The sequence below is a fragment of the Microbacterium sp. genome (assembly GCF_030149085.1).
Classification (GTDB): Bacteria; Actinomycetota; Actinomycetes; order Actinomycetales; family Microbacteriaceae; genus Microbacterium.
This window is the reverse complement of the sequence record NZ_JASBSF010000190.1, coordinates 1-16,291: the sequence shown is the minus strand read 5'-3', so window position 1 is coordinate 16,291 and position 16,291 is coordinate 1. Positions and strand designations below refer to the sequence as shown.

Genomic DNA, 16,291 nt, shown 5'->3' with positions numbered 1-16,291 from the left:
ACAGCTCGAGTACCAGCTGCGCGACGGCGATCCAGTCGAAGTCCGAGGCGGCGATGGCCAGGGCGTGAAGCGGCACTTGGATCGCCAGGTACACGGTGAGGGTGATCCGCGACAGCCGGCTGCCGCGCGCGACGCCGGACGCGATCCCGATGATCAACAGTCCGATGAGGATGATGGCGGCCCCGATGAGCGACACGCCGAGCACGTCTCCGGAGCTGGACTGGTCGTAGCGGCTGAGCAGCACCAGGATGCCGAGAAGGATGCTCAGCAGTCCCGTGAGGTAGACGAAAGCGACTGCCACCGACACGATCACCGGGCGACGCGCGGCATCCGGAGTTGCGTTAGCCGTGCCGCCCTCGGCCACCGTCTCGTTCACGGCACCACTGTAGCGGGAGGTGCCGGCCGCATGAGACCCCCCAATTCTGGCGAGCCACCGCGCGCCGCAGGGTGTCTCAGGAGGCCGGGGGTGTCTGGCCCAATGGGGCGAGTGTCAGGAGGTGACGCCGACGCCAACGGTCACCGAGGCGGTGCCCGGGGGCGGGGCGGTTGAATTGCGCACGATCAGGCGGGCTTGGATGCTGACATCCTGCGGAACCTGCGCGGGATCCTCGAGCTGTCCCAGCAGCATCCGTGTGGCATGCATCCCCTGGCTGCGGGGTGACTGTTCGAGCGTCGTGAGAGAGAACATCTCCGCGAACTCGTGATTGTCGATGCCGACGACGCTCAGTGCTGACGGCACCGGGATGCCGAGCCGACGGGCAGCGATGATGGCGCCGATTGCAACTTCATCGCAGGTAGCCAGCAGTGCTGTGGGGCGTCGTGCGGGGTCTCCGAGCAGGTCGACGGCAGCCGCGTATCCGCCGGGCAGGCTCACTTCCGACCGCACGTGCGTCACGGTCAGTCCCGCCTCCGTCATCGTGCGCTGGTAGCCGGAGAGGCGCGCGCGATCGACGTGCGGGCCGCTCGACACCGACACACCCCCGAGGAAGGTGATGTTCGTATGCCCGAGTTCAATGAGGTGCGTTGTCGCGCGGCGCGCGGCATATTCGTCATCCAGTCGCACGACGCCTGCGTTATCGCCGATTGCCACCACGCTCACGACGGGACGGCCGATCGCGACCAGTCTTTCGAGCTCGTGGTCGTCCGGTTCGAGCCCGACCGCGATCAACCCGTCGAATCGCTTTCTGGCGAGGAAATCGTCGAAGACGCGTCTGCGCCCCTCCGTCCCCGGCTTGGCATCGTAAAGAGTCAGGTCGTAGCCGGATTCAAGAAGCACCTCCTGGATGCCCTCGAGCACCTCGGCAAAGAACCATCGGTTCAGGTACGGCATGACGACACCGATGTTGCGCGTACGTCCCGTGGCCAGGCTCGCAGCGCTTGACGAGGGGACGTATCCCATCTCGTGTGCGACGCGAGCCACGCGCTCCCGTGTGGCAGCTGCGACGTATCCGTGTCCCGTGAGAGCGCGACTTGCCGTTGCCTTCGAGACTCCCGCAGCGCGGGCCACGTCCTCGATGCCGCTCACGTCGTTGTACCTTCCGGCAGTTCTCTGCGGTTCCCGACACCGCACCTGCGATCGATCGTCGATCTCTTGTAGGGACAGGCTAAACGACGAAGGGCAAAAAGGGGAAACGGTTCCAGACGAATGTTGTGTCGTCAATCACTATCTCTATAGCCAAAGGAGCGCTCCCAATCGCAGTTATCGGCTCGTAATGGTTCATCTGTTGTGCGCGGGAGAAGAGGGCGATACGGTGTCATGGAAACGGTTCCGGAGAGGCTCTTACGAAGGAACCATGTTTGCGCTCAACGAGGAGGAGTCATTCATATGGGCATGACACAGCGTCACAAGGTGCTCGGCGCCGTGGCGATCGCCGGCGTCGCGGGCATCGCGCTGGCCGGTTGCAGTGGTGACAGCGGCAACGGCGGGGGCGGCGACGTCGACAACGTCGTCACGATCTACGGCACGATCTCGGACACCGAGGCGGAACTGCTCGACCAGTCATGGGCCGACTTCGAAGAGGAGTCGGGGATCGACATCCAGTACGAAGCTTCCAAGGAGTTCGAGTCCCAGATCGGCATCCGCGCACAGGGTGGCAACCCGCCCGACATCGCGATCTTCCCGCAGCCCGGTCTGCTCGCCGACCTCGCGTCGCGCGGCTACCTGGTTCCGGCTCCCGAGGCCGTGCAGCAGAACGTCGCGGACTACTGGTCGGAGGACTGGGCTGCTTATGGCACCGTCGATGGCACGCTGTACGGCGCGCCGCTGATGGCATCCGTCAAGGGCTTCATCTGGTACCAGCCTGCCAAGTTCGCCGAGTGGGGTCTCGAGGTCCCGACGACTCTCGACGAGCTCATGCAGGTCACCCAGACGATCCAGTCGACCACGGGCAAGGCTCCGTGGTGCGCCGGCTTCGGCTCGGGCGATGCAACCGGATGGCCGGGAACCGACTGGGTCGAGGACATGGTGCTTCGCGACTCGGGTCCTGAGGTCTACGACCAGTGGGTTGCCAACGAGGTCAAGTTCACCGACCAGCCGATCATCGACGCGTTCGACGCAGCGGGTGAGTACCTGCTGAACCCCGACTACGTCAACGCAGGCTTCGGCGACGTGCAGTCCATCAACTCGACCGAGTTCGCTGACCCTGCGGCTGCCCTCGTCTCGGGTGAGTGCGCGCTGCACCACCAGGCGTCGTTCTTCACCGGATTCATCGAGGATGCCGGTGGCGTTGTCGCCGAGGATGGCGATGTCTGGGCCTTCATCATGCCGGGACAGGAAGCAGGCGCCTCGGCCGTCACCGGTGGTGGCGAGATCGTCGGCGCGTTCAACGACGAGTCCGACACCCAGGCTGTGCTTGAGTACCTCTCGAGCCCGGAGTGGGCGAACAACCGCGTCTCGCTCGGTGGTGTGATCTCGGCCAACACGGGCCTCGACCCGGCTAACGCATCGTCGGGAATCCTGACCCAGTCCATCGAGATCCTGCAGGACCCGAACACCACGTTCCGGTTCGATGCATCCGACCTGATGCCCAGCGCCGTCGGCGCCGGGACGTTCTGGAAGGGCATGGTCTCGTGGATCAGCGGAACCCCGGTTGACGAGGTCACCGCGCAGATCGAAGCCGGCTGGCCCGCCAGCTGACACTAATGACAGAGGGGCCGCCTCGCTCAGGCGGGGCGGCTCCTCTGTCGTCTTCCTGGCTAGGATTCGAGCGAGTCCACTGACGTACTCGAAAGGAGCGACGTGACCGCCTTCTTCAACTGGGTCGGCACGATGCACCCGATTCTGCAAGCGATCATCGTGGTCGTTGCATTCCTCGTGGTGATCGGCCTGATCCTCTTCCTCATTGACATTGCTCCCCGTTCGGGACCCGTCTACACCTGGATCCGGCTCGCGATGTGCGTGCTCATCCCGGTAGCCACGGTTCTGCTTTTCAACTCCGTCTGGTGGGCGGCAATCGTCGCCGCTCTCATCGGTGGACTGTTCTTCGTGATCGACTACCGATCACGAAACGGCAAGGGCTATTTCATCCAGCTCATCGCCTTCATGACCCCGGCGGCGCTCTTGCTGCTGATCGGTCTGATCCTGCCGTCGATCCAGACCTTCGTCGCGTCGTTCATGAACGCGGCGGGCAACAAGTTCGTCGGTATCGACAACTTCGTCTGGATCTTCACACAGCCCGAGGGAATCCGAACCGTCGTCAACACGATCGTCTGGGTGCTGATCGCACCGACCGTGTCCACGATCGTGGGACTCGCCTACGCGGTGTTCATCGACAAGACCCGCGGTGAGAAGGTCTACAAGGTTCTGGTGTTCATGCCGATGGCTATCTCGTTCGTCGGTGCGAGCATCATTTGGAACTTCGTGTACGCCTACCGTGGCCCGGAGTTCACCCAAATCGGCCTTCTCAACCAGATCGTGGTCTGGTTCGGGGGCGACCCCGTGCAGTGGCTGCTCAACGAGCCGTGGAACACGCTGTTCCTGATCGTCGTGCTCATCTGGGTGCAGACCGGTTTCGCCATGGTCATCCTCTCGGCGGCGATCAAGGGCGTGCCGACCGAACAACTCGAGGCGGCGCAGTTGGACGGAACCAACGCGTGGCAGCGTTTCATCAACGTCACGGTTCCGGCGATCAGCCCCGCGATCATCGTGGTTCTCACGACGATCTCGATCGCTTCGCTGAAGGTCTTCGACATCGTTCGCACGATGACGGGCGGCAACTTCGGTACCTCGGTGATCGCGAACGAGATGTACACCCAGTTCACGAAGTTCGAGGCGGGGCGGAGCGCCGCGTTCGCGGTCGTCCTGTTCCTCCTGGTGCTGCCGATCGTGATCTACAACGCGCGGCAGATCCGCAAGCAGAAGGAGATCCGATGAGTGAGCTCATGCCCGTAGATCTCCCGAAGGGGGGATCCAGTGAGTGAGGTCATGCCGATCGATCTACCGATCGACAAGGAGACCGAGAAGGAGCTCACCCGCGGTATGGCGAGGTCCGAGGGCCCCGCGCGACGTGCGCGCAAGGTGCTCTCCAAGCCGTGGGCGACCGTCGCATCGATCATCATCGCGGTGGCGTGGACGATCCCGACTTTCGGTCTGTTCATCTCTTCGTTCCGGCCCGAGCAGCAGATCAAGACGACCGGATGGTGGACGTTCTTCGCCGACCCGCAGGTCACGCTGGAGAACTACATCCAGGTGCTGCAGGCCGGAAACACGCAGCTCACGATGGCCGAGGCGTTCATCAATTCGATCGCCATCACGATCCCAGCCACCATCGTGCCGTTGACGATCGCGGCCTTTGCGGCCTATGCGTTCTCGTGGATCGACTTCAAGGGTCGCGACTGGCTGTTCATCTTCGTGTTCGCGCTGCAGATCGTGCCGATCCAGATGGCGCTGATTCCGCTGCTGAGCTCGTTCTCGCGAGGCCTGAACATCTTCGGACTGCAGATCACCGGGCCCCTCGGAGTCTCCGGCGGATACGCACAGGTCTGGATCGCGCACTCGATGTTCGCGTTGCCGCTGGCGATCTACCTGCTGCACAACTTCATGTCGCAGATCCCGGCTGACATCATCGAGGCGGCACGGGTGGATGGGGCATCGCGCGGGCAGATCTTCTTCCGTATCATCCTGCCCCTGACGATGCCGGCGCTCGCGTCGTTCGCGATCTTCCAGTTCCTCTGGGTCTGGAACGACCTGCTCGTGGCGTTGATCTTCGCCGACGGGAAGGTTGCGCCGATCACGAAACTGCTCGCCGAGATCACGGGAACGCGGGGAAACGAGTGGCAGCTGCTGACTGCCGGTGCCTTCGTGGCGATCATCGTTCCGCTCATCGTGTTCTTCTCGCTTCAGCGGTACTTCGTGCGAGGCCTGCTCGCAGGCTCGACAAAGGGCTGATCGAACCAGCACGAGCGCGAAGGGGCGTCCCGGGGAGGGGCGCCCCTTCGTTCGCGCATGCCGTCTGAGTGAGCATCCGTTATCATGGAGTCGAATCGATTCGACGCCGATCGGGGGCGCCGATCCCCGAGCTTCGCGTAACCTCCCCTGAACGGAAACCGTGCTCGACACCGCCTCCACTCCCGTGACACCCGCGGCCGAACCTGCCGCTGACCGGTCGGAACTGACCCCGACGGGATCGGTGCGGCTCCGCTCTGCCACCGGTGCGATCCGCACCCTCGGAGCGAACCCCGCCACGGCGCCGGTCATGCTCCACCCGGGCGATGCCATCCCCGCGCGTCGCCGCGTGCTGTACATCATCCTGCTCGGCGCTTTGACAGCACTCGGCCCCTTCACGATCGATCTGTACCTCCCGGCCTTCCCGGTACTGGAGGACGATTTCCAGACCACGTCAGCCGCGATCCAGCTGACGCTCACGGGCACCATGATCGGATTCGCTGTCGGTCAGCTCGTCGTGGGCCCGCTCAGCGACAAGGTCGGGCGACGGATGCCGCTGATCGCTGTGACGGTGTTGCATGTTCTCGCCAGCGCGGCCGCAGCGCTGTCGCCGACGCTCATCACACTCGGTGCCGCTCGGTTCTTCATGGGAGTCGGCGCTGCTGCGGGAGGCGTCGTTGCGATGGCGATCGTGCGCGACCTGTTCGGCGGGAAGCGCTTGGTCGTGATGCTCAGTCGGCTCGCGCTCGTGAGCGGTGTAGCCCCGGTCATTGCGCCTCTCATCGGCTCGGCGCTTCTGATCGTCATGCCCTGGCAGGGGATCTTCGTTGTTCTCGCCGTCTACGGCGTCGTGATGCTCGTCAGCACGATCTTCATCATCCCCGAGACCCTGCCGCCCGCGCGCCGCCACGACAAGGGAAGCACCACGACCTGGCAGCGCTACCGATCGGTGCTCAGTGACCGCGTGTTCCTTGGCGTTCTCGTCATCGGTGGCATGAACTTCAGCGGCCTGTTCTCGTACCTGTCAGCGTCGCCCTTCCTGTTTCAGGAGGGGTACGGATTCGATCCGCAGGCGTATGGTCTGCTGTTCGCCGTCAACTCCCTCGGGATCGTCTTCGGTGTGCAGATGGCCTCGCGGCTGGCCGCACGCTTCGGGCCCCAGTGGGTGCTGGCCTTCTCGACGGCGGGCACCGTGGTGTTCGGTGCGGCGATCATCCTCGCCGACAGTCTCGGGCTCGGCCTCTGGGGGACCATGGTTCCGCTGTTCCTGTTCATCACCTCGGTCGGCTTTGGCTTTCCGTGCGTACAGGTGCTCGCCCTCGATCGCCACGGCAAGGCGGCAGGAACCGCGGCATCCATCCTCGGGGCGGTCAACTTCGGCGTTGCCGGCGCCATCTCGCCGCTGGTCGGCTGGCTCTCGGCCAGTGCTGGCATCACCGCCACGACGATGGCGTCGGTGATGGTCGGATGCGGTGCGATCGCGGTCATAGCACTGTGGACGATCGTGCGGCCCCGGACGGTGCAGGCCCTCACTCCGTAGCGGCCGGCCCCGTGGTGTGGCTCCGTACGGGCTGGAGCCGGAACAGTCGCACGGTGCGGTGCGATTCCCGCTCATAGGCACGGTAGCCGGGCCACTGCGACTCGATACGCGCCCACGCGGCGTCTCGCTCCTGGCCCGGGATGAGGCTGGCGTTCACGAGCATCCGCTTTCCGCGAACCGTGATGGCAGCATCCGGGTGGGCCAGCAGATTCGTCGTCCACGCGGGGTGGTGTTCGCCGGCGAAGTTGGTCCCCGCGACGATCGCTCGCCCCTGCCCGTCGGGTGTGTACATGAGCGGAACATCCCGGGTGAGGCCACTCTTGGCCCCGGTCGTGTGGAGAACGAGCGAGGGAACCAGGACGGCGCTGAGCTGCACTCGACCGCCGCTGAGGGCGGCGAACACTCGCTCGATCGGGGGGAGGAGGCGCGGACCTGCGGCGCGGAAGAGGCGGGTTCTGGTGAGCGGCGCGAGGAGCAAGCGGAGCAGGCGGCGCAGTGGCTTGGCGATCCGCTGTGCGATCTCGGACACCTGACCTGTGCTCACACCCACGCGTTCGTCCTCACCTCGCTATCCTCGCAGCCTCGTCGCAGGCGGACCACCCCCGCGTACCATCGTGGCGTGGCCAGCATTCGACCCTTTCGCCCCGAGGATGAGGCGGCACTGTCGTCGGTGTGCATCCGCACGGCGGATGCCGGAGCCGATGCGACAGGCATCCTGACCGACGACGAGATCTGGCCCGAGGTGTTCCTCCGCCCCTACCTTGCCCGGCATCCGGATGACGCGTTCGTGGTCGACGATGAGGGCGAGGCAGTCGGATATCTCGTCTGCGCACCCGATACGAGGTCTTTCGAGCACTGGTTCAGCACGTCGTGGTGGCCCGAGCGCGGGGCGCGGTGGGCTCGGGTTGCCGAGACCGGTGGTCCGCGCGCGGAACGCACCGCCGGCATCCTTCGCTACGCCGCAGCCAGACGCGCGGGAGCTGAACCCTACGGTGACGCCTATCCCGCTCACCTGCACATCGACCTGCTGCCGCAGGCGCAGGGACAGGGATGGGGGCGTCGCTTGATCGATGCGCTCAGAGAGACACTCCGTGCGCGCGCTGTGCCCGGTGTGCACCTGGTGGCCGACGCCACGAACACGTCAGCTCTCGCCTTCTACGACCGCCTCGGGTTCGTGAGGCTTCCCTCACACGAGGGAGTTCAAGCGTTCGGAATGTCGCTGGGCGGCCCGGAGGGGTCAGGGCCGCGTTAGCCTGCCGGTGTGGAAGACCTCACCGCCCCGACGGGACGCGAACCGGCCGTTACCGCACCACCCCGCGCCGACGGCGAGACGCCGCGGGCGCTCGTGCTCGGTGCCACCGGATATCTCGGCGGACGACTGGTTCCGCGGTTGCTGAACGCCGGATATCGCGTGAGGGTGCTCGCCCGGCATCCGGAGCGCGTCGCAGCCTTCTCGTGGGGAGATCGCGTCGAGGTCGTGGCCGGAGACGCGAAGGACCCGGATGCCGTTGCCGACGCCGTGCGCGATGTCGACGTGCTCTACTACCTCATCCATTCGATGATGTCGGGTCGCTCATTCGAGCAGACCGACCGCGATGTCGCCACCACCGTGGCGGATGCGGCAGCTGCGGCCTCCGTGCCTCGCATCGTGTACCTCGGCGGCCTTCATCCCGACGATGCTCCGCTCTCGCCGCACCTTCGAAGTCGGGTCGAGGTCGGCCAGATCCTGCTGGCCTCGGGGGTGCCGACGCTGGTGCTGCAGGCCGGTGTCGTCATCGGGTCGGGATCGGCGTCGTTCGAGATGGTGCGGCACCTGACGGATGTTCTGCCGTACATGCCCGCGCCCAAGTGGGTGCGAAACCGCATCCAACCGATCGCGGTGCGCGACGTGTTGCACTACCTGCTCGGCGCGGCGCGCGTTCCGGCCGAGGTCAACACGGCCGTCGACATCGGTGGACCTGACGTGTTGCGGTACGGCCAGATGATGAACGGGTACGCGGTCGTCGCGGGCCTCCCGCAGCGGGCCATCGCTGCGTTGCCGGTACTCACGCCACGTCTGGCATCGCTGTGGGTCAACCTCGTCACGCCGATCCCGGCGGCGATCGCGCGTCCGCTGGTCGAGTCGCTGCAGGTTGACTGTGTCGTGCGCTCCTGGGCTGTCGACGATCTCATTCCTCGGCCAGCCGACGGGCTCATGCGATACCGGGATGCTGTTGCTCTGGCCCTCAGCCGCGAGAAGGAGGACACCGTCGAGACGAGCTGGGCCGATGCGGAGCTCTTGGATGTGCCCTCCAGCCCGTTGCCGAGCGACCCGGACTGGGCGGGCCAGGTCGTCTTCGTCGATGAGCGCTCTGCGACGACCCCCGCGCCGGCATCCGCGCTGTGGCGGGTCATCGAGGGTATCGGCGGGCAGAATGGCTGGTACTCCTCGCCCCTGCTGTGGGCTCTTCGGGGCTGGATGGACCGACTCGTCGGCGGCGTGGGATTGCAGCGCGGGCGCCGGAGCAAGGGCCGGCTCTCGGCTGGTGATGCCCTGGACTTCTGGCGCGTCGAAGCTATCGAGCACGGGAGTTTTTTGCGGCTTCGTGCCGAGATGAAGGTTCCGGGTCTGGCGTGGCTCGAGCTGCGGGCGGTCCCAACCGATACCGGGTCGCGCTATGAGCAGCGCGCCGTGTTCTTCCCACATGGCCTCGCCGGGCGTCTGTACTGGTTCGCCGTGCTGCCCTTCCACGGGTTCATCTTCAGCGGGATGGCCAACCGGATCGCGGCGACCGCCGAGACGTTCGTGAGCGATCCGGAGGCTGTCGAGGCCTAGACCAGAGCGCCGCGCTCGAGGCGCACCACGCGATCGACCAGACCCTTCGGCACGGTGACGTGCGAGATCAGCACGACGCACTGGTGCGGCTCGACGGCAGAAAGCAGGTCGGTGAGCAGGGCATCGGATGCCGCGGGATCGACGCCCGCTGTCGGCTCGTCAAGAACGAGGACGGGGAATCCATGCAGGAGGGCGCGGGCTAGGGCGATCCGCTGTGCCTGGCCCCCCGAAACCAGCTGGCCCCGCTCTCCGACCCGGGCATCGAGCCCACCACGCTCGCGCAGCCACGGTCCGAGCCCGACGCGCTCGAGAACCGCCTCGAGGTCGGCATCCGTCGCGTTCTCGCGCGCAAAGAGCAGGTTCTGTCGGATGTCTTCATCGAACAGCATGGGATTTTGCTCGCACAGCCCGACGGTCCTGCGCAGGTCGTCCGAGGCGATCGCGTGCGCGTCGGTATCGCCGATGCGATACTCGCCGGTGCTGTCGAGGAAGCGCACGAGCACGTGCGCGAGGGTCGACTTGCCCGCACCGGAGGACCCGACGACCAAGAGCCTCTCACCGGGGCGGATCTCGAGGTCGACGCCGTGCAGGGCCGTGGCGTCGGCGTGCGGCCAGGTCGCCGAGAGGTTGCGCAGAACAACACCGTCGCCGAGCGCGGGGGCGACTCCGTTCGCGACGGGTTCGTCGCGAACGATCCCCGCGGGCGGCTCAGCCGGAATCGCGGCAGCGATGCGTTCGGCCGACGCGTACACCTGGCGCCACGCTGCGGCGGCAAGCGGAACCGCGGCGAAGACTTCGAAGACAGCCATCGGCACGAGGACGGCCACCGCGAGATCCGGGCCGGTGAGGGTTCCGGCTGCAACGGCGGGCATCGTCACCAGGATTGCGGCGAGCGAGGCTGCGCCGGCAAGCAGCGAGATGATCCCTGCGGCTCCCGCCTGTGCCCCCGCGCGGCGAATGATGGCGCGTCGAAGCTTGCGGTCGGCCTCATGGATGCGGGTGCGGCTGGCCTGCTCTGCACCGTAGGCGAGAAGCACCTCGAGACTGCCGAGGTGGTCGAGCAGGGCATCCGCGAGACGGGAACGCAGCGGCGCGATCGCCCGTTCCGCCCGGGCGCCGGCCGCCCACCCCCAACCGACTGCCACGAGCCCGGCCACCGTGAGGCAGGCGAGGAGGGTCAGTCCTGCGGGCCACGAGATGATCGTCACGAGCACGACGGCAGCCAGTGCTACCGTCGCGGATGCGAGGAGGGGCTGAACCACCCGCAGAGGCAGGTTCTGCAGATCGTCGACGTCGTCCACCAGTGCGCCGAGGACGGATCCCCGCTTCGTGCGGGTGAGTCCGTCGGGGGCGAGGGGGATGAGCCGGCGCACCATATCGGTGCGGGTCGCGGCGAGTTGGCGCAGGGCAGCGTCGTGGCCGGCGAGCCGGTCGAGATACCGGAAGACCGACCGGGTCAGCGCGAAGAAACGCACGCCGACGACCGCGACGGAGATATAGAGCACCGGCACCATCTCGCTGGAGCGAACGATCAGCCAGGCGCTTGTCGCCAGCAGCCCGACGGCTGATGCCTCGGAGATGAACGCGGATGCCGCGCCCGGCCAGAAGCGGCGAACGGGTGGCATCGCGCCGCGCAGGACGTCACGCGCCGTGGTCATGCCATCACCTCGCTCGCTCGCACACCGATGACCTCATCCGCGATCTGCCGGGCGCTCTCACGATGGGAGACCAGGATGACGCCGGCGCCCCGGTCGGCAAGCTGGCGCACCGATGCCCACAGCCGCGCTTCGGTTTCGGCATCCAGCGCGGCGCTCGGTTCGTCGAGGGCGATGATCGTTGCCTTTCCGCGAAGGTGGCGATAGAACGCCCGCGCTACCGCGACGCGCTGAGCCTGGCCGCCGGAGAGTCCTGCTCCCTGCGTTCCCAGCTCGCGGCTCGGAGAGATCTCGTCGGCGCACGCCAGGCGGAGGGAGGTGTCGATGAGTGCCGCATCCGGGGTCTCATCGCCCAGAGCGACGTTGTCGGCAACCGTTCCCGAGATGAGGCCCGCGCTCTGTCCCGCCCACGCCAGCCAGCTGGTCGATGCGACAGCCCGCACGTCGGCGCCGTCGATGGTCGCCGAACCGTCGAAGAGTGCGGCGCCGCGAAGTGCCGCCAGGATGCTGGACTTGCCCGCGCCGCTGGGTCCTTCCAGGAGCACGACTCGCCCCGGCGCGACATCCACGGACACGGGCTGCAAGACACGGTCGCCGCGGCGCACGCGTAGCTCCGTCACCGTGAGTACGCCGACGGAACCTGTTGACGCGGTGCCCGGTGGTGCCGGGGCCAGGTGCGCTCTCGCGGGGGTGGATGCCGCGGCATCCAGCACCGCGAAGATGTCGTCGGTTGCGGCGACGCCCTCCGCTGCCGCATGGAACTGAACGCCGACCTGGCGCAGGGGCAGATAGGCCTCGGGTGCGAGCAGGAGCACGAACAGGCCGACCGTGAGAGCTAGCGAACCGTCGAGGAGGCGGAAGCCGATCGTGACGGCGACGATCGCTACGGCGATCGAGGCGAGGAACTCGAGCATGAAGCCCGACAGGAACGAGACCCGCAGAACCTTCATCGTCTCGCGCCGGTACCGCGTTGTGACACTCTCGATCGAGTCGGCTGCCCGGTGCTGACGGCCGAAGACCTTCAGGGTCGACAGCCCCTGCACGGTGTCGCTGAAGCGCGCGGCGAGTTGGCCGAGGGTTCGCCATTGGCGCTGCTGAATGGCGCGGGTGGCGAGTCCGATCAGCACCATGAAGATCGGAATGAGGGGGAGGGTCACCAGCACGATCAGTCCGCTCAGCCAGTCCTGCCACCACATGACCCCCAGGAGGATCGGGGTGGCGATCGCGGTGAGCACCAGTTGCGGCAGGTAGCGGCCGAAGTAGGCATCCAGCGCTTCGAGGCCCCGGCCCGCCGTCACTGCCAGCTGCGCGGTGTTCCGGTTCGCGAGCCACTCCGGGCCGAGCGTGCTGACGGCGCCGACGAGATGTTCTCGCAGTTCGCTCTCCACGCGAGCAGCGGCTCGCGATGAGGCGGCTTCACGTGCCCAGATCAAGACTGCGCGCACCGCGATTGTCGCGCCGAGCAGTGTCAGCGTCGGCGCGAGCTCGGTCAGCGGTACCCCGCCGATCGCGTCGACAATCGCCGTCGTGAGGAACCAGGCGAAGGCGACGATCGTCAGGGTCTGGGCCAGGCCGATAGCCGCGATCAGGGCGAAGAAGCCGCGGGAGCTCCGCGCGTAGCGCAGGAGCCGCGGGTCGACAGGTCCCCGACGCGTGGGTCGGTCCTGCTCGGCGGGCATGAATCGAGTCTGCCTCATTTCCTCGGGCCGGCGCCCAGGTCGACCGTGCCAAAGGTCCCGCTTCGGGGGGAGTCGCGCACTGGCGCAGCAGCGGTAAGAAACCATGGAATGATCCGCTGAATCGGAGTACAGGGGATCAAATTCCCGCAAGCGCGGATGCTAGGGTGCCTCCATGCGCACATATCGCATTGCCGACGCTGCCCGGCTGCTGGGCGTCAGTGATGACACCGTCCGGCGGTGGATCGATGCAGGCAGTCTCGCCACGACCGGAGCAAGTCCGGTAGAGATCCCCGGTGATGCGCTCGCCCAGCGTGCGATGGAGCGTTCGCAGCAGGCAGCCGACAGTTCCGACGTGCTGTCGAGTGCACGCAATCGGTTCGTGGGTCTGGTGACGCGCGTGCAGGTCGACGGTGTCATGGCGCAGGTCGACATCCAGTCCGGCCCCCACCGGGTCGTCTCTCTCATGTCGGCAGAGGCCGTCCGTGAGCTCGAGCTGCAGGTCGGATCCCTTGCCGCCGCGATCGTGAAAGCGACGAACGTCATCGTCGAGACCCCGAAGGACTGATCAGTGACTTTCCGCGTCATCCCCCGTGCTGCCCTTGTCGCCACGTCCGTACTCATCCTCGCCGGATGCTCGGCGGCAGCCCCCGACCCGTCACCGACGGCCTCGACGCCCGGCGCTTCTGGCGAGGTGACGATCTTCGCCGCTGCTTCGCTCCAGGGGGCCTTCGACGAGATTGCGGAGGGATTCGAAGCCGCCTATCCGGACGTGGACGTCCGCCCGATCACCTACGATGGCTCGTCGACCTTGGCCACACAGATCGTCGAGGGTGCCCCCGCTGACGTCTTCGCGGCCGCAAACGAATCGACCATGGCAACGGTCGTCGATGCCGGGCTTGCCGAGTCTCCGGAGCTGTTCGCCTCGAACACTCTCGTGATCGTCGTCCCGGCGGGTAACCCGGCCGACGTCTCGGAGCTCGCCGACCTCGCCGATCCGGCCCTGTCAGTCGTGCTGTGTGCCCCGGAAGTGCCGTGCGGGTCTGCGTCGCAGAAACTCCTTGCTGGTGCCGACGTGGCAGTGGCGCCCGCAAGCCTTGAGCAGAACGTCACTGCCGTTCTCACGAAAGTCGCTGCCGGCGAGGCTGATGCGGGCCTCGTGTACCGAACGGATGTCTCTGGTCGCACCGATGTCGAGTCGATCGTTCCGGACGGCGCCGAGGCCGTGGTCAACCTCTATCCCATCGTGCCGCTCGATTCCGCTGCCTCGCCCGACGCCGCCGCAGCGTTCATCGCGTATGTGCTCGGTCCCGACGGCCAGAGCGTCCTTGCTTCGTTCGGATTCGGCGCGCCGTGAGGCCTGGCACCGGAACGCTTCTGCCGCGCTCGCTGATCGTTCCGGCGCTACTCGGGCTCGCGTTCCTGGTCGTGCCGCTCATTGCCCTCATCGCCCGGGTGCAGTGGGAGACCTTCTGGGGTGACATCACCTCGCCCGAAGCCGCCCAGGCGCTCGGGCTCTCTCTCGGAACCGGCCTTGCCGCAACGGGGCTGTGTGTGCTGCTGGGCGTTCCCCTGGCCCTGCTGATCGCGCGGTCCTCGCCGCGCATCGCCGCGGTGCTTCGAGCGCTCGTAACGGTGCCCCTGGTGCTTCCGCCGATGGTCGGGGGGGTGGCACTGCTCTTTCTGTACGGAAGGCGCGGCTGGGTGGGAGGTCTGCTCGCCGAGGCCGGCATCGCGCTGCCCTTCACTACGACAGCCGTCGTCATGGCCCAGACCTTCGTGGCGCTCCCGTTCCTGGTCCTTGCCGTGGAGGGATCCCTTAGAGCCACGGGCACCGATCTCGAACAGGTAGCCGCAGGGCTCGGCGCTCGGCGGTGGGCGATCCTGCGCCGCGTGACTCTTCCCCTTGCAGCACCCGGGCTGATCGCCGGCGTGGTGCTGAGCTTCGCGCGTGCTATCGGTGAGTTCGGTGCGACGGCGCTGTTCGCCGGTAATGCGCCCGGGGTGACTCAGACGATGCCGCTGGCGATCTATACGGCTTTCAACGGGGCCGGTGTCACGCAAGGAACTGCCGTGGCGCTCTCGCTGCTCCTGCTGGTGGCGGCGCTGGCCGTGCTCTTGCTCGTCCGCGGGTGGCGGGGCGAGACGCCGAGACGGGGAGTTCCCGGATGACGGCACCGGTTTCGGTGCGGATGCGGGTCATCCGTTCATCGAACTTCGAGCTGGACCTGGAACTCGAGCTCGCACCGGGCGAGCGGGTTGCGGTGATGGGCCCGAGTGGCGCGGGCAAGTCGACGTTGGTGGCTGCGCTCGCCGGCTTCGTCCGCCTGGATGCCGGTCGCATCGAACTCGACGGGGAGGTGATCGCCGACGCATCCGTGCGCGGCAGCACGGCCCGCCGCGGCATCCACGTCGCTCCGATGGATCGCGGGGTCGTGCTCCTCGGTCAAGACGCCCGCCTCTTCCCGCACCTCAGCGCCCGTCAGAACGTCGCGTTCGGACCTCTCGCCCGGGGTCACTCACGCGTCGAGGCTGGGCGCGCCGCCGATGAGTGGCTGGGCCGCGTCGGTCTTGCCGGTCTCGGCGACCGGAGGCCAGCCCAGCTCTCGGGCGGCCAGCAGCAGCGGGTGGCTGTGGCCCGCGCACTCGCGGTGGAACCGCGGCTCGTGCTGCTCGATGAGCCCCTCACCTCGCTCGATATTCAAACGGCGTCAGAGATCCGGATGCTGCTGGCAGACCAGTTGCGCAGCACGGCGGTGGTCATCACCCATGACCCGGTCGATGCCCTGGCCATCGCCGATCGACTCGTCGTGATCGAGCGGGGGAGGGTGACGCAGCACGGGGCGGTTCGGGAGGTGTTGCGGCATCCTGCGACGCCGTTTGCCCAGGCCCTCTCACGCCACGTGCGCATCGCTGGGCGTATCGGCGACGAGGACTGAAAGCGAGGACCGCCTGGCGTAGCGCCAGGCGGTCCTCCACAGTCTCTGTGTGTGACCGGTTCAGTGGCTGACGAGCTCTGCCTTCTCGATCCGCGACCGCGTGACGCGCTTGCGGAACACCCAGTAGGTCCAGCCCTGGTAGGCGAGGACCAGCGGAAGGAAGATGAGCGCCGCCCACGACATGATCGTGAGGGTGTAATCGGTGCTCGAGGCGTTCTCGATCGTGAGGCTGAACGCGACATCCGTCGACGAGCGCATCACGTTCGGGAACATCGACATCCAC

The 16,291-nt window shown here is 66.8% G+C and carries 16 protein-coding genes; 10 read left to right on the top strand and 6 right to left on the bottom strand.

The features are described from left to right. Together Q1V87_RS07705 and Q1V87_RS07700 are read right to left on the bottom strand one after the other, a co-directional pair. The coding region (locus tag Q1V87_RS07705) for a hypothetical protein (protein ID WP_300591572.1) at positions 1–376 on the bottom strand (376 nt) is incomplete at its 3' end. Positions 377–490: 114 nt separating this feature from the next. After that, positions 491–1,525: a LacI family DNA-binding transcriptional regulator gene (locus tag Q1V87_RS07700; protein ID WP_292710088.1), complete on the bottom strand. Its 1,035-nt coding sequence runs from the start codon at positions 1,523–1,525 to the stop codon at positions 491–493. A gap of 300 nt (positions 1,526–1,825) precedes the next feature. On the opposite strand from Q1V87_RS07700, the gene Q1V87_RS07695 reads away from it, so the two are divergent. The 4 genes from Q1V87_RS07695 to Q1V87_RS07680 all read left to right on the top strand — a co-directional run bounded on the left by Q1V87_RS07695 (position 1,826) and on the right by Q1V87_RS07680 (position 6,923). Then, entirely contained in the window at positions 1,826–3,136 is a 1,311-nt protein-coding gene (locus Q1V87_RS07695; protein ID WP_300591571.1) for an ABC transporter substrate-binding protein, read from the top strand. A 102-nt stretch (positions 3,137–3,238) separates the two neighbouring features. Beyond that, complete coding sequence (locus tag Q1V87_RS07690; RefSeq protein ID WP_292710092.1) at positions 3,239–4,372, top strand: carbohydrate ABC transporter permease; 1,134 nt, start codon at positions 3,239–3,241, stop codon at positions 4,370–4,372. 105 nt (positions 4,373–4,477) lie between these two features. Beyond that, positions 4,478–5,386, top strand: a complete 909-nt coding sequence (locus tag Q1V87_RS07685; protein WP_300591574.1) for a carbohydrate ABC transporter permease — start codon at positions 4,478–4,480, stop codon at positions 5,384–5,386. Between the two features lie 307 nt (positions 5,387–5,693). Then, positions 5,694–6,923, top strand: coding sequence for a multidrug effflux MFS transporter (locus Q1V87_RS07680; protein ID WP_300591573.1), 1,230 nt, complete (start codon positions 5,694–5,696; stop codon positions 6,921–6,923). On the opposite strand, the gene Q1V87_RS07675 is transcribed toward Q1V87_RS07680, so the two are convergent. Continuing rightward, on the bottom strand, positions 6,913–7,473 hold the full coding sequence (locus Q1V87_RS07675) for a nitroreductase family deazaflavin-dependent oxidoreductase (RefSeq protein WP_300591569.1): 561 nt from the start codon (positions 7,471–7,473) through the stop codon (positions 6,913–6,915). The genes Q1V87_RS07680 and Q1V87_RS07675 overlap by 11 nt on opposite strands. Positions 7,474–7,542: 69 nt before the next feature. On the opposite strand from Q1V87_RS07675, the gene Q1V87_RS07670 reads away from it, so the two are divergent. Then, the gene (locus Q1V87_RS07670; protein ID WP_300591568.1) at positions 7,543–8,175 is read left to right on the top strand and encodes an N-acetyltransferase; all 633 of its coding nucleotides are present in this window, start codon (positions 7,543–7,545) and stop codon (positions 8,173–8,175) included. Between the two features lie 9 nt (positions 8,176–8,184). Next, entirely contained in the window at positions 8,185–9,738 is a 1,554-nt protein-coding gene (locus Q1V87_RS07665; RefSeq protein ID WP_300591567.1) for an SDR family oxidoreductase, read from the top strand. Here the strand turns inward: Q1V87_RS07665 and cydC are convergent. Beyond that, on the bottom strand, positions 9,735–11,396 hold the full coding sequence (cydC, locus tag Q1V87_RS07660; protein WP_300591565.1) for a thiol reductant ABC exporter subunit CydC: 1,662 nt from the start codon (positions 11,394–11,396) through the stop codon (positions 9,735–9,737). The two genes, Q1V87_RS07665 and cydC, sit on opposite strands and share 4 nt — an antisense overlap. After that, a complete protein-coding gene (gene cydD / locus Q1V87_RS07655; protein ID WP_300591563.1) occupies positions 11,393–13,072 on the bottom strand; it encodes a thiol reductant ABC exporter subunit CydD in 1,680 nt (559 codons plus the stop codon). Before cydD ends, cydC begins: the two co-directional genes overlap by 4 nt. Before the next feature lie 172 nt (positions 13,073–13,244). On the opposite strand from cydD, the gene Q1V87_RS07650 reads away from it, so the two are divergent. Genes Q1V87_RS07650 through Q1V87_RS07635 form a run of 4 tightly spaced genes read left to right on the top strand, consistent with a single transcriptional unit; the run spans position 13,245 to position 16,008 of the window. Further along, the gene (locus Q1V87_RS07650; protein ID WP_300591562.1) at positions 13,245–13,637 is read left to right on the top strand and encodes a TOBE domain-containing protein; all 393 of its coding nucleotides are present in this window, start codon (positions 13,245–13,247) and stop codon (positions 13,635–13,637) included. Positions 13,638–13,640: 3 nt separating this feature from the next. Further along, on the top strand, positions 13,641–14,426 hold the full coding sequence (gene modA, locus Q1V87_RS07645) for a molybdate ABC transporter substrate-binding protein (RefSeq protein ID WP_300591561.1): 786 nt from the start codon (positions 13,641–13,643) through the stop codon (positions 14,424–14,426). After that, positions 14,423–15,241 carry an ABC transporter permease gene (locus tag Q1V87_RS07640; protein WP_300591560.1) on the top strand — a complete coding sequence of 273 codons (819 nt, stop codon included), beginning with the start codon at positions 14,423–14,425 and terminating at the stop codon, positions 15,239–15,241. The genes modA and Q1V87_RS07640 overlap by 4 nt, the downstream gene beginning before the upstream one ends. Next, on the top strand, positions 15,238–16,008 hold the full coding sequence (locus Q1V87_RS07635) for an ATP-binding cassette domain-containing protein (protein ID WP_300591559.1): 771 nt from the start codon (positions 15,238–15,240) through the stop codon (positions 16,006–16,008). Before Q1V87_RS07640 ends, Q1V87_RS07635 begins: the two co-directional genes overlap by 4 nt. Positions 16,009–16,068: 60 nt before the next feature. Here Q1V87_RS07635 and Q1V87_RS07630 read toward each other — a convergent pair. Beyond that, the coding region (locus Q1V87_RS07630; protein ID WP_300591558.1) for a cytochrome d ubiquinol oxidase subunit II at positions 16,069–16,291 on the bottom strand (223 nt) is incomplete at its 5' end.

What these genes read in the sequence shown, in the direction of transcription:
- Q1V87_RS07650 (WP_300591562.1), top strand. Translation starts at nt 13,245, where the DNA reads ATGCGCACATATCGCATTGCCGACGCTGCCCGGCTGCTGGGCGTCAGT.
- Q1V87_RS07695 (WP_300591571.1), top strand. Translation starts at nt 1,826, where the DNA reads ATGGGCATGACACAGCGTCACAAGGTGCTCGGCGCCGTGGCGATCGCC.
- cydD (WP_300591563.1), bottom strand. Translation starts at nt 13,072, where the DNA reads ATGCCCGCCGAGCAGGACCGACCCACGCGTCGGGGACCTGTCGACCCG.
- Q1V87_RS07685 (WP_300591574.1), top strand. Translation starts at nt 4,478, where the DNA reads ATGGCGAGGTCCGAGGGCCCCGCGCGACGTGCGCGCAAGGTGCTCTCC.
- cydC (WP_300591565.1), bottom strand. Translation starts at nt 11,396, where the DNA reads ATGACCACGGCGCGTGACGTCCTGCGCGGCGCGATGCCACCCGTTCGC.
- Q1V87_RS07635 (WP_300591559.1), top strand. Translation starts at nt 15,238, where the DNA reads ATGACGGCACCGGTTTCGGTGCGGATGCGGGTCATCCGTTCATCGAAC.
- Q1V87_RS07680 (WP_300591573.1), top strand. Translation starts at nt 5,694, where the DNA reads ATGCTCCACCCGGGCGATGCCATCCCCGCGCGTCGCCGCGTGCTGTAC.